This window comes from Vibrio sp. Vb1729 (genome assembly GCF_033338655.1).
GTDB lineage: Bacteria > Pseudomonadota > Gammaproteobacteria > Enterobacterales > Vibrionaceae > Vibrio > Vibrio alginolyticus.
Genome location: NZ_JAWOTB010000007.1, coordinates 85,689 through 99,599, shown reverse-complemented (window position 1 = coordinate 99,599; position 13,911 = coordinate 85,689). Strand labels below are relative to the sequence as shown.

Here is a 13,911-nt window from a genome sequence, read left to right as displayed (position 1 = left end):
GGTAGTTCAGTTGGTTAGAATACCGGCCTGTCACGCCGGGGGTCGCGGGTTCGAGTCCCGTCCACTCCGCCACTTATATTAAGCCTCAGTCGAAAGACTGAGGCTTTTTTCGTTCTGGTTCCCCCGACTTACCTGAAACTCACTTTCATATTGAAACCTTGCATCTAGAGTTACGCTACCCTCTTCACATGGTTTTAATATCGTCGTGAACGAGCTAGCATGTAACTCTGTGCCTTAGTCTTAGCCTTATTCCGATACCAAGCTCTAACCAAAGCTCCTTTTATTCGATATTAGAAAATCTAGTTATATGACAGAGCTTAATTGTTTGAGGTGTCGCTTGTTTCTAATTTGAAAACAGGAGGACTTTGAATACAAGTTTAGTCTCACTGAGTTCAAGAGGGAAGGGATTTAAACTTCCGTTAAGGCTTTGCTACCTGGGTGCTAGCTCAGTTTTATCTCGGTGAGGTTTCTAACCCGTTTGGGTTCTGAACGCAATCACCCTAAATGTCTCTTTCTCATAAAAACACAAACTCGCTCATTGCTAAGTATTGTGGAAGTTTAACTTTGATGTTTGCGAGGAGCCTATATTGCCAAGGGAAGAGAAGTGATACAGATGAAAATGGGCAAATTAAAAGACTCGTTTATGAATACTATCTATCGGCAATAGTTAGTATCTATGAAAGTGTAGCGTAGCGATTCTTAGTATATTTGAAGGTATATCAAAGAATAAGGAGCATTCGTCCTTGAAGGGGAGTCTGAAAATTAGTTATGAAAAAAGCAGCTAGGTAGCTGCTTTTTATCTATTAAGTAACGTGTCTTTAAGAGTCCACTGGCTCCGTATGTTCCGGAGTGGTTATTGCTTGGTTATTCTCTTCCATCTTCTTCTCTTCTGCTTTTGCTTTTTCAATCATTGGGGTGATTGTTGAGCCTTGAATGAGGATAGAGAAAACAACGACGGAGTAGGTCATTACAAGAATAATCTCTTTTACATCGATTAACTTATCTTGAATCACCCAAATACCAGATGGAATGGAAAGTGCCATTGCCAATGCAAGGCCCCCGCGTAAGCCGCCCCACGTCAAAATACGTACTGACCACGGGTTATATTTTCTGTAACGCTTAAAGCCAATGTACGAGAGAAATACGCTTAAATAGCGAGCTGCTAGTACAAGAGGGACTGAAATAGCCATCATGATCCAGTCTTCTTTGTGGAATTCAAACAGCAGCATCGACATGCCGATCAGTAGGAATAACACGCCATTCAAGAACTCATCAACAAGCTCCCAAAAATGGTCAAGGTGATCTTCACTCTCTTTTGAAAAGCCAATAAAGCGTGTCCAGTTGCCAATCATAATACCGGATACAACCATTGCGAGTGGGCCTGATACATGGATGTATTCAGCAAATGCGTAACCTGCTGTTGGGACACCAATGGTAAGTAACAATTCCATTGAGTGATCATCGGTGGCACTGATCAAGTAGTGGAATAGCAAACCGAGGACGAAACCATATGTGATACCACCGATAGCTTCTTGGATGAAGAGTAAGGTGACACTACCTACAGTTGGTGCCTCAGTGCCAAATGCAATCGTAAATAGAGTGACGAAGATAACCAAACCGAAGCCATCATTGAAGAGCGATTCTCCTTCAATCTGAGTGGAGATACGTTTAGGAGCATCGAGTTTTTTCACAATAGCCAATACAGCGATTGGGTCAGTTGGCGATATTAGAGCACCAAATAGTAAGCAGTAGACCAAATCAAATTGGATGCCAATTAACTGACAAAACCCATACAGCGTAAATCCAATAAAGAACGTAGAAAACAGTGTAGCTCCAAGGGCTAAAACAGTGATCTCCCACTTTTGATCTTTAAGGTTCGGGAGTTTGATGCCTAGTCCACCAGCAAATAGTAAGAAGCCAAGAATGCCTTTGAGCAAGAAATCTTCGAAGTTAATCCTTGTGACCGTCTCCGTCGCAATTTCGGTGAGATGGAACCAGTTGTTTTGACCCGCAATTAAGATTAGAAGTGAAAGCACCATTGAACCTGCGGTAATCGCAATGGTGGTTTGCATCTTTCCTATCTTGCTGTTTACAAAAGCAATTAGCATCGCAGCTGCGGATAGAAAACATAAAGTATGATAGACCGACATAGAGCTCTCTATTTGTAACATTTTATGAATGGAATTCTCGGCTGATGCTGCTTAAATAGCAAACATTTTTTCGTGATTATTTTGCAAGTTAAGAAGGATATAAAATAATCATTAATTCTACGTTTAGACGTCTAGACTCCTGAAGTTTGTGTGATAGGATGGAAAGATAACTAAAGGAATGAGGCTGTACTGTGGGAAGTAACGTAAGACAACAGATTGAAGCTCAATTGAAGCAACGTATTCTTTTGATTGATGGTGGTATGGGAACCATGATTCAAGGGTACAAACTTGAAGAGCAAGACTATCGAGGAACGCGCTTTGCGGATTGGCATTGTGATCTAAAAGGTAACAACGACCTGTTGGTTCTAAGTCAGCCTCAACTTATCAAGGAAATTCACGCTGCATATTTAGAAGCGGGTGCAGATATTCTTGAGACCAACACGTTTAACGCAACAACCATTGCGATGGCTGACTACGAGATGGAAAGCCTAAGTGAAGAAATTAACTTTGCAGCTGCCAAGCTTGCACGTGAAGTTGCAGACGAATGGACCGCAAAAACACCCGATAAACCGCGTTATGTCGCAGGGGTTTTAGGGCCGACAAACCGAACTTGTTCTATTTCTCCTGATGTAAATGACCCCGGATATCGAAATGTTTCTTTCGACGAGTTAGTTGAGGCTTACTCTGAATCGACTCGTGCTCTAATTAAAGGTGGTTCTGACCTTATTCTTATCGAGACCATCTTCGATACGCTTAACGCTAAGGCTTGTTCATTTGCTGTTGAAAGTGTGTTTGAAGAGATGGGGATTGAGTTACCTGTGATGATCTCGGGGACTATTACTGATGCTTCCGGTCGGACATTATCCGGTCAAACCACAGAAGCGTTTTACAACTCATTACGTCATGTTAAACCGATTTCGTTTGGTTTGAACTGTGCACTTGGTCCAGATGAGCTGCGTCCTTATGTTGAAGAGCTCTCTCGTATATCAGAATCTTTTGTTTCCGCTCACCCAAATGCTGGGCTTCCGAATGCATTCGGCGAATACGATTTGTCGCCAGAAGATATGTCTAAGCATGTTAAAGAGTGGGCTCAAAGTGGCTTTTTAAACTTGATTGGTGGGTGTTGTGGTACAACTCCTGAGCACATTCGCCAAATGGCACTCGCGGTTGAAAATATCGCCCCTCGTCAATTACCTGAACTTCCCGTTGCTTGTCGCTTGTCTGGCCTAGAGCCACTCGCTATTGATAAAGACTCTTTATTTATCAATGTCGGTGAGCGTACGAATGTAACCGGTTCTGCGCGTTTTAAGCGCTTAATTAAAGAAGAGCTGTACGATGAAGCGCTCGATGTGGCTCGTCAACAAGTTGAAAATGGCGCTCAAATTATCGATATCAACATGGATGAAGGCATGTTGGATGCACAAGCTTGTATGGTTCGCTTTTTAAACCTTTGTGCGTCAGAACCTGAAATCTCAAAAGTACCAATCATGGTTGACTCTTCCAAGTGGGAGGTTATTGAAGCCGGTCTTAAGTGCATCCAAGGCAAAGGCATTGTTAACTCGATCTCTCTCAAAGAAGGCAAAGAGAAATTCGTTGAACAAGCTAAGTTGATCCGCCGTTACGGTGCGGCTGTGATTGTGATGGCGTTTGATGAGATTGGGCAAGCAGATACACGTGAGCGCAAAGTAGAAATTTGTACCAACGCTTACCGAATTCTTGTTGATGAAGTGGGCTTTCCACCAGAAGACATCATTTTTGACCCAAACATTTTTGCCATTGCTACGGGGATCGAGGAGCATAATAACTACGCGGTGGATTTCATTGAAGCCGTTGGCGATATCAAACGTGATTTACCACATGCGATGATCTCGGGTGGTGTTTCTAACGTCTCATTCTCTTTCCGTGGCAATAACTATGTACGTGAAGCGATTCACGCGGTGTTCCTCTACCACTGTTTTAAAAATGGTATGGATATGGGGATTGTGAATGCGGGTCAGTTAGAAATCTACGATAACGTGCCTGAAAAATTGCGTGAGGCTGTGGAAGATGTCGTTCTTAACCGTCGTGATGACGCCACTGAGAGATTGTTAGATATCGCGGCGGAATATGCAGGCAAAGGGGTAGGTAAAGAGGAGGATGCCTCTGCACTTGAGTGGAGAACTTGGCCTGTTGAAAAGCGCTTAGAGCACGCGTTAGTGAAAGGAATAACTGAGTTCATCGTTGATGATACCGAAGAGGCTCGTGTCAACGCTTCAAAGCCATTAGAGGTGATTGAAGGCCCATTAATGGATGGGATGAACGTCGTCGGAGACTTGTTTGGTGAAGGTAAAATGTTCCTTCCTCAGGTCGTAAAATCTGCACGAGTGATGAAGCAAGCAGTCGCGCATCTGGAGCCCTACATCAATGCAGAAAAGCAGGTGGGACAAACAAACGGTAAGATTTTGCTAGCGACGGTCAAAGGTGATGTACATGATATCGGGAAAAATATCGTTGGCGTTGTATTGCAGTGCAATAACTACGAAATTATCGATCTTGGTGTCATGGTTCCTTGCGAAAAGATCTTAAAAGTAGCGCAAGAAGAAAACGTCGATATTATTGGTTTATCAGGGTTGATCACGCCTTCATTAGACGAAATGGTGCATGTTGCAAAAGAGATGGAGCGTCTCGACTTTAACTTACCTCTTCTCATCGGTGGCGCAACAACGTCAAAAGCCCATACAGCAGTTAAGATTGAGCAAAATTACAAGCATCCAGTGGTTTACGTGAACAACGCCTCACGTGCAGTGGGCGTATGTACTTCTCTTCTGTCAGATGAACGTCGCCCTGAGTTTGTTGAAAAACTTGAAGCTGATTACGAACGAGTACGTGATCAACATAATCGAAAGAAACCGAGAACCAAACCAGTGACATTAGAAGCGGCTCGAGCGAATAAAGTTGCTATCGATTGGGAAGCTTACACCCCTCCAGTGCCTGTTAAGCCTGGCATTCATATCTTCGATGATTTTGATGTGGCTATATTACGTCAATACATCGATTGGACACCATTCTTTATGACTTGGTCACTTGTGGGTAAGTATCCAACAATTTTCCAACATGAAGAAGTTGGTGAAGAAGCAAAACGTTTATTCGAAGATGCCAACGAGTTACTTGATCGAGTTGAGCGAGAAGGCCTGTTAAAAGCGCGTGGAATGTGTGGCTTATTCCCTGCTGCGAGCGTGGGGGACGACATTGAAGTTTATGCTGATGAAACTCGTACCGACGTTGTGAAAGTATTACGTAACTTGCGACAACAGACCGAGAAACCAAAAGGATTCAACTATTGTTTATCCGACTACATCGCACCTAAAGAGTCGGGTAAACATGATTGGATAGGGGCATTTGCTGTCACTGGTGGTATTGGTGAACGAGAGCTTGCTGATGAATACAAAGCACAGGGAGATGATTACAACGCAATTATGATTCAAGCGGTGGCGGATCGCCTAGCCGAAGCGTTTGCTGAGTATTTGCATGAGCGTGTCCGTAAAGAAATTTGGGGTTATGCAGCTGATGAAGATTTATCTAACGATGATCTCATTCGTGAAAAATACCAAGGTATTCGCCCTGCGCCGGGTTATCCCGCGTGTCCTGAACATACTGAAAAAGGACCGCTTTGGGAGTTACTTAATGTGGAAGAGAACATTGGTATGACTCTAACCTCCAGCTATGCAATGTATCCGGGCGCGTCAGTCTCTGGTTGGTATTTCTCTCATCCTGACTCACGTTACTTTGCGATCGCACAGATCCAAGAAGATCAGCTAGAGAGTTACGCCGATCGTAAGGGGTGGGATAGGATCGAGGCTGAAAAATGGTTAGGGCCAAACATTAACGGTTAAATTGATGTTTACCTCGTCCAAATGTAACAACTAATGAAACGACAAAGGGCTGCAAATACGCAGCCCTTTGTTTTATTGAGTTGAACTTACTTCTCAAACAACTCAGTGTGGAGTTTTTGTATGGCTTGTTTCGATACCGATTCATGGAGCAAGAAGCATAAGTTGTGAGGGCTAGCGCCATAACAAATCATGCGTAGGTTAAAATCTTCTAGCGTGCCAAAAACCTGTTTCGCGTAGCCTTTACTCTCACTCATGTTGTTTCCAATGAGAGCAACGAGGCATAGGTCATGTTCAACTTCTACCTTACATAACTCTTCTAACTCTTCTCGTGCAGCTTGCGGCAGCTGTGGTGCTCCGCCAGAGGTATCAGTTTGATCAAGTGTTAACGATACACTGATTTCAGATGTCGTGATCAAATCGACAGAGATCTTATGCTTTGCAAGGATCTCAAAGACCTTTGCTAAAAAACCGTATGCGTGGAACATATTGGCGCTGCGTAGCGTTACCATGGTTTGGTTACAACGCAAAGCTAGCGCACGGAATAACGGTGAGCTTTCGACTTGGTGGCGAATCCAAGTTCCCCCTTTTTCTGGCTCTTTCGATGACCCTACAAATACCGGAATGTCGTGGCGCAATGCAGGTACTAGCGTAGAAGGGTGAAGGATTTTAGCGCCAAAGTTAGCCATTTCTGAAGCTTCACTAAAGCTGATCTCGGGAATTGGTGAGGCTTTTGGTGCAATTCGCGGGTCTGTTGTGTAGATTCCCGGAACATCAGTCCAGATTTCTAGCCCTGCCGCTTTAACGCTCTCAGCAATTAAGGCGGCGCTGTAATCGCTGCCCCCTCGACCTAATGTTGTTGTATTACCGGCTTCGTCAGATCCTATGAAGCCTTGAGTAACAACAACGGATTGTTGGCAAAGTGGTACGAGTTTATCTTGCGCAAGCGTCGAAATTGCTTCAATGTTTGGCTCCGCGCGACCAAAGTTGTCATCAGTACGCAGCACATCGCGGATATCAAAGCGCACTGCTTGAATGCCTCGCTCACACATTAACTGAGTTAGAATGTGCGTCGACATGAGTTCACCACATGCGACTAAATGATCGGTTAACTTCGCACTAGCTTGGATAGATGCAGCCTCGGCCAGGCTGGTTACGGTATCTAATATGCCATACACCTCGGCAGCAGTTTTCGTGCTGTCTTCGAGCTGAGTTAAAATGGCGTCATGAATGTTGGCCAGATTTTGCAGCAGCTCAGTACGGTGCGTTTGATCCTGAACGCCGTTGGCGAGTTCTACCAATAGGTTGGTGACGCCAGAGCAAGCGCTGCTCACGACCAGGCGAGTATTTGGATTGTTTTCGATAATGGTGGCGCAACGACTCATTGCCTCAAAGTTGGCAACACTGGTTCCACCGAATTTAGCTACGTTAAATGCGCTCACTGCGTTCTCCCACGACTTCCTAAAAAATTGTACATCCAATGTTTAGTGAGAAAAGGAACAGAGCAAAAAGAGAGGTATTTAGAATGCTATTTGAAAAATTTACCCTCAGAAGCCCTTCATCAGACTGCGCTGATGACAGTTGATGGGATTCAGCCCAATTCAACCGACAAGTCAAATCCTGCAACTTTGACTTACCTCGGCACTACTCCCCCTCAATGATTGGTGTTGGAATTGCGGTTCCACAAATCATCTACCTGGGTAGCGCTCCTCTTCTACATAAAGCTCAAACATTGAACGGTTTTGAGGCCTTAATGTCAATCAATATTTCAACCTTTATAGTGTTTTTTATTAACGATTTTGTGACACTGGTTTGACCTCCATACTTACGGCTAATTGCTGATAGAGGAAAAATCTATTAGGGTGAAGAACCCTACACCTGAGCCATGTTATTGAATAGAACTTTTAGAATGCTCAGGATAAAAGATAATCAAGGAGCTGACATGTCGATCCAAAGCTTTATTCCACCTCACCGTATTTTAATGGGACCTGGTCCTTCTGATATTTATCCTCAAGTGTTACAAGCACTAAGCCGTCCTACTGTAGGTCACCTTGATCCTCTGTTTATCGGTATGATGGATGAGCTCAAGCAGCTATTGAAGTATGTCTTTCAAACTGACAATGAGTTCACTATTGCGGTTTCAGCGCCAGGTAGTGCAGGGATGGAAACCTGCTTTGTAAACTTGATCGAGAAAGGCGATAAAGTGATCGTCTGCCGTAATGGTGTATTTGGTGAACGCATGCGCGAAAATGTCGTCCGTGCTGGTGGTGAAGTTGTTATCGTCGATGATGAATGGGGGACGCCTGTTTCCATTGATAAAGTCGAGCAAGCATTCGAACAGCACCCAGATACAAAAGTTCTTGCTTTTGTGCATGCGGAAACCTCAACTGGTGCAGTCAGTGATGCTCAAGCATTGGGTAAGCTGGCGAAACAGCATAATGCATTATCTATTGTTGATGCGGTGACATCGCTTGGTGGTGTGCCGTTAAAAGTGGATGAATGGCAACTGGATGCGGTTTACTCTGGTAGTCAAAAATGTTTGTCATGTGTACCTGGGCTCTCACCAGTGACGTTTTCTCCTGCCGCGATTGAAAAGATTCAAGCAAGAACAACACCAGTACAGAGTTGGTTCCTCGATCAGAGTTTAGTTTTGGGGTATTGGAGTGGAGAAGGCAAGCGTAGTTATCATCATACGGCGCCAGTTAATAGCTTGTATGCGCTTCATGAAGCTTTATTGATACTGAAAAATGAAGGATTAGAAAACGCTTGGGCTCGTCACCAACTGATGCATGAAAAACTCAAAAATGGCTTACAAAAGTTAGGCTTTGAATTTGTTGTGGACGAAGCCCATCGGTTGCCACAATTAAATGCGATTTACGTGCCTGAAGGAATTGATGAAGCAAAAGTTCGTGCTCACTTGCTAGAAACCTATAACCTAGAAATTGGTGCAGGCCTTGGGGCATTAGCTGGTAAAGCGTGGCGTATTGGCTTAATGGGTTACGGCGCTCGATCTGAAAACGTTGCGCTGTGCTTAAAAGCGTTAGAAGAGTCACTCACTGAATAAAATCATACAGCAATGAGATGAAGAAAAGCGAAGGTCATCCCTTCGCTTTTTTGTACTTATTACTCTTCACCTGAAGTGGGGGCTGGTGAGGCAGAGATTGCTTGAGAAGGTGGTTGGTAATTGACGTCACTGAAATCAATCTTCGGGAACAAAAACTGCGCTTCAGCTCTAATTTGCTCCGCTTTACTTGAGTCATCTAAGCCTTGGTAGGCCAAAATCAAATTATTATAAAATGCAGGGCGAGGCTTATCTTTGATGATTTTTAGCGACCAATCGATATAAGGCTGAATCAAGGTTGCGTCTTGTTGGTACAGCCCAATGTTTAAAAACGTGCTATAAACATCCCAATCAAATCTGTCTTTCCAAACCACAGGGTTACTGACTTGATTCAGAATATCAGGATTAGTTGGCCTAGTGGTCTCAAACTTCGTCAATACATAGTTCGTATGCAATGCGCTTACCATGTAAAACGTAAACGCAACGGGAAGTACCAAACTAAAAACACGCAGCAAGCTTTTGGTTACATTACTAAAGCCGACTTGTCGATAACGAGAGACGCGCTGATCGACCCAGTACAGCAGGATAACGAAGATCAACCAATGCACGAGAGAGTGGTAGAAAGGGTATTCCAGTTGCGAGTGCAATACGATAGGTATAAACAAGGCCAGCAACGCAAGACGAGTTCCGCGTTTGGCTTGATAGATTCGATACAGTACCAGTGCCATCGCTAAGAAGATGCCGAGTATTGGCAGCAAGCCACCTTCTACTCCCCAGTAAAGCAGCTCGTTATGCGGATGATCCATGGCTGGCAAACCAGCTGGGTAATTCTCATTTAGGGCATGTTGACGAGCCGTATACAGCATGTACTCAGATTCAAACTTACCATATCCATAACCAGTAAAAGGCTTTTCAATCACCATGTCTAATGTTTGCGGAAAAGTATACGCTCGAGGAGACTCCATATTTACTTTTTCTGCGGCTAACCCACCTCCATCAGGAAAGGCAAGATGCATGACAACGACTGAGAGTAAGAGCCCACTTACAAGTGACACAACCCAGCGGATAAAGCGCCCTTTGGTTGCAAAGCGGTACATGTATGGAATGACCAACAACACGGCGATGACCGAGGCTAACCAACCAGTGCGTGAAGCCAACGCCACAATTAGTGGTAAAGTTAAAACTGGTACGGCATAGAGAAGGTAAACATCGCTTAACTTACGATCGTATTTGTAGGGCTGACGTGCAAGTAAATAGCTGGCAATCACCAACCCTGTCGCAAGAAAGCTGGCCATTACATTGGGCTGTTGGAAAATACCATAAGGACGATTGGCCACCGTGTCGTAACCAAACGGATTGCCTGGTTTGAGATACAGATATTGTGTCAAACCAAAAATGGCTTCGATAACAACCGCAAGGACAATGAACCATAATAGGCGTTGGCGATGTTTATTACTGAAATGAAATTGTTGTAAGACAATAAAGAACAGGACACCACACCACAGGCCAATGAGCTTATTGGCAGCCAAACTGCTATTCGCATTTGGGTACAGAATGGGCACCGTCATGATAAGAGCACTAATGAACAAGCCGATGGTTAGTTTTGAGTAACGTAGTACTCGATTATTCGCAAGTTGGTAACACCCAATGCCTAATGCAAAGCTAAAAGCAATCCAAGTTGTCGCATTGAACGAAAGCGAAAGCCCCGAACCGCCGGGGTTGGGCATGAAAAAGTGCATTGCCAACACAAATAGTGTTGCCAAGGCAATGAGAAACTTGCGATTGAGGGGAACCTGTACTTTTTCGGGAGAAAGCTTTGTTCCACTTACATGTATAGTAGCCATAGTTATTGCGTTGTTTTGAATGAAAAAAGACCAGCACTTGCTGGTCTCGATACTTTACCTGTTTTTTCTACTTCAACATAGGCTTGAGGAAGTGAGCTGTGTGCGAACCCTCGATTTGCGACACATCTTCCGGAGTGCCTTGAGCGATTATCTCGCCGCCACCCTGACCCCCTTCAGGACCAAGATCGATAATCCAGTCCGCAGTCTTAATGACGTCCAGGTTATGCTCGATCACCACGACAGTATTTCCGTGGTCGCGAAGTCTGTGCAGTACAGTGAGCAACTGCTGGATATCATGGAAGTGAAGGCCGGTTGTTGGTTCATCCAAAATGTACAAGGTTTTTCCTGTATCACGTTTGGATAGCTCTCGCGCCAGTTTCACACGCTGTGCTTCACCACCGGAGAGTGTTGTTGCCGCTTGACCCAATCGTATGTACGACAAACCGACATCCATCAGTGTTTGTAGTTTGCGAGCGATGGCAGGAACTGGATCGAAGAAGGTGCGTGCATCTTCGACCGTCATTTCTAGCACTTCATCAATAGTTTTACCTTTGTAACGTACTTCGAGCGTTTCACGGTTGTAGCGTTTACCTTTACACACATCACATGGCACATAAACATCTGGTAGGAAATGCATTTCTACTTTGATAACACCGTCACCCTGACAGGCCTCACAACGACCACCGCGTACGTTAAAACTAAAACGGCCCGGTTTGTAACCGCGAGAACGCGACTCCTGTGTGCCTGCAAACAGTTCACGGATTGGTGTAAAGATCCCCGTATAGGTTGCAGGGTTAGAGCGAGGTGTACGGCCAATTGGGCTTTGATCGATATCGATGACTTTATCGAAGTGCTCTAGACCTTTAATCGATTTATAAGGTGAAGGCTGAGCCGTTGTCGCTCCGTTAAGTTGGGTATGCGCAATTTTAAAGAAAGTATCATTAATCAGCGTTGATTTACCTGAGCCAGATACTCCTGTAATACAGCTGAATAACCCAACAGGAATTGAAAGATTAACGTTTTTAAGGTTATTACCTGTAGCGCCTAATAGCTCAACCGTTTTTTTCGGATCTCGCGGCGTGCGATCTTTCGGTACTGCGATTTCTTTAACACCACTTAAGTACTGACCTGTCAGAGAATTCGGATTCGCGACTATCTCTTCCATGGTGCCTTCCGCAACAACATTACCACCATGTACGCCAGCACCAGGACCAATATCTATGACATGATCTGCACAGCGAATCGCATCTTCATCGTGTTCTACCACAAGTACGGTATTACCTAAATCGCGCAAATGAGTCAGTGTTTTTAGGAGTCGTTCGTTATCACGCTGGTGGAGGCCAATCGACGGTTCATCTAAGACGTACATGACACCAACAAGACCTGCACCAATTTGGCTTGCTAAACGAATACGTTGAGCTTCACCGCCTGATAAGGTTTCTGCACTGCGTGATAAGTTTAGGTAGTTCAAACCGACGTTAACTAAGAATTGCAGGCGGTCGTTGATTTCCTTCATCACTTTTTCAGCGATTTGGGCGCGTTGACCTTCCAGTTTCAAGGAATGGAAGAATTCCAATGCATCAGCAATGCTGAGTTCAACAATCTCAGGTAGTGTCGTATCAGCAATAAACACGTTACGTGCTTCAAGGCGTAGACGAGTACCGCCACAGCTTGAACAAGATTTAGTGGAGATGTATTTTGCAAGCTCTTCACGGACAGAGTTGGATTCTGTATCACGATAGCGACGTTCTAGGGTATTCAGAATACCTTCGAATGGATGGCGTTTAACGCGAATATCGCCACGATCGTTGATGTATTTAAACTCAATCTCAGTACGACCTGAGCCCTTTAGAATGACATCTTGCGTTTTCTTTGGCAGAGAATTAAAAGGGGCATGGAGGTCAAAACCATAATGATCGGCCAATGAGGTGAGCATTTGGAAGTAGTAGTAGTTCTTTTGATCCCAACCGCGAATCGCACCTTGTGCCAAGCTTAATGAATCATCTTGAATGACTCGGCTTGGATCGAAGTATTGCTGCACACCCAAACCATCACAAGTGCCACATGCACCAGCAGGGTTGTTGAATGAGAAAAGTCGCGGCTCTAACTCTTGCATGCTGTAACCACATTGTGGACAAGCGAAGTTGGCGGAGAAAATAATCTCTTCACCGTCGCCATCCATTGGCGCGACAACTGCAATTCCGCCTGATAATTCGAGTGTTGTCTCGAAAGATTCGGCCAAGCGCTGTTGTAAGTCTGGACGAACTTTAAAGCGGTCTACCACAACTTCAATGGTGTGCTTTTTATGTAGTTCAAGGATTGGAGGATCGGAAAGATCGCAAGTTTCTCCATCAATACGCGCACGAATAAAGCCTTGAGCCGCTAAGTTCTCAAGCGTTTTAACATGCTCACCTTTACGTTCTTTGACAATAGGCGCCAATAGCATCATTTTGCTGCCTTCCGGCATCTCTAGGACTTTGTCCACCATTTGGCTGATGGTTTGCGCAGCAAGAGGGGCATGGTGCGTTGGACAGCGGGGTTCGCCCACACGAGCATACAATAGACGTAAGTAGTCGTAGACTTCGGTAATTGTACCGACGGTTGAACGCGGGTTATGAGAAGTAGATTTCTGTTCAATAGAAATCGCAGGTGATAACCCTTCAATGTGGTCGACATCGGGTTTTTCCATCAGAGACAAAAACTGACGAGCGTAGGCAGAGAGAGACTCTACGTAGCGTCGTTGGCCTTCTGCATACAATGTATCGAAAGCGAGAGAAGATTTACCGGAGCCACTTAGTCCAGTAATGACAATCAGTTTATCGCGAGGGATTGTAAGATTAATGTCTTTAAGGTTATGGGTTCGGGCACCGCGAACTTCTATTTTATCCATCGTTTTTGCTCTATGTATAACCAAGTGGGGCAAGTATTACATAGTGTGAGAAATGTGCAAAGAAAATTACTGGATAAAAAAACAGTAAAGTAAAAAG

Annotated in this window: 6 protein-coding genes and 1 riboswitch; of the genes, 2 read left to right on the top strand and 4 right to left on the bottom strand. The window is 44.5% G+C overall.

The genetic code is table 11. The features are described from left to right. Positions 1 to 818 precede the first annotated feature (818 nt). Positions 819 to 2,150, bottom strand: coding sequence for a cation:proton antiporter (locus R7E29_RS03640; protein ID WP_171343301.1), 1,332 nt, complete (start codon positions 2,148 to 2,150; stop codon positions 819 to 821). Positions 2,151 to 2,341: 191 nt separating this feature from the next. Between R7E29_RS03640 and metH the strand changes: the two genes are divergently transcribed. Next, positions 2,342 to 6,022, top strand: coding sequence for a methionine synthase (gene metH / locus R7E29_RS03635; RefSeq protein WP_213906773.1), 3,681 nt, complete (start codon positions 2,342 to 2,344; stop codon positions 6,020 to 6,022). 86 nt (positions 6,023 to 6,108) lie between these two features. Here the strand turns inward: metH and lysC are convergent, their stop codons facing one another. After that, a complete protein-coding gene (gene lysC, locus R7E29_RS03630) occupies positions 6,109 to 7,461 on the bottom strand; it encodes a lysine-sensitive aspartokinase 3 (protein WP_017821324.1) in 1,353 nt (450 codons plus the stop codon). 101 nt (positions 7,462 to 7,562) lie between these two features. Beyond that, a riboswitch (Lysine riboswitch) is annotated at positions 7,563 to 7,741 on the bottom strand. 220 nt (positions 7,742 to 7,961) lie between these two features. Here lysC and R7E29_RS03625 point away from each other — a divergent pair. Further along, entirely contained in the window at positions 7,962 to 9,083 is a 1,122-nt protein-coding gene (locus R7E29_RS03625) for a pyridoxal-phosphate-dependent aminotransferase family protein (RefSeq protein ID WP_054575331.1), read from the top strand. 59 nt (positions 9,084 to 9,142) lie between these two features. Here the strand turns inward: R7E29_RS03625 and R7E29_RS03620 are convergent, their stop codons facing one another. Together R7E29_RS03620 and uvrA are read right to left on the bottom strand one after the other, a co-directional pair. Beyond that, complete coding sequence (locus R7E29_RS03620; protein WP_054575330.1) at positions 9,143 to 10,924, bottom strand: PglL family O-oligosaccharyltransferase; 1,782 nt, start codon at positions 10,922 to 10,924, stop codon at positions 9,143 to 9,145. 67 nt (positions 10,925 to 10,991) lie between these two features. Next, on the bottom strand, positions 10,992 to 13,814 hold the full coding sequence (gene uvrA / locus R7E29_RS03615; protein WP_206958318.1) for an excinuclease ABC subunit UvrA: 2,823 nt from the start codon (positions 13,812 to 13,814) through the stop codon (positions 10,992 to 10,994). Positions 13,815 to 13,911: the final 97 nt, after the last annotated feature.

Bases quoted from the DNA above. Each gene is read 5' to 3' on its own strand.
- R7E29_RS03640 (WP_171343301.1), bottom strand. From the start codon at position 2,150: ATGTCGGTCTATCATACTTTATGTTTTCTATCCGCAGCTGCGATGCTA.
- R7E29_RS03625 (WP_054575331.1), top strand. From the start codon at position 7,962: ATGTCGATCCAAAGCTTTATTCCACCTCACCGTATTTTAATGGGACCT.
- R7E29_RS03620 (WP_054575330.1), bottom strand. From the start codon at position 10,924: ATGGCTACTATACATGTAAGTGGAACAAAGCTTTCTCCCGAAAAAGTA.
- uvrA (WP_206958318.1), bottom strand. From the start codon at position 13,814: ATGGATAAAATAGAAGTTCGCGGTGCCCGAACCCATAACCTTAAAGAC.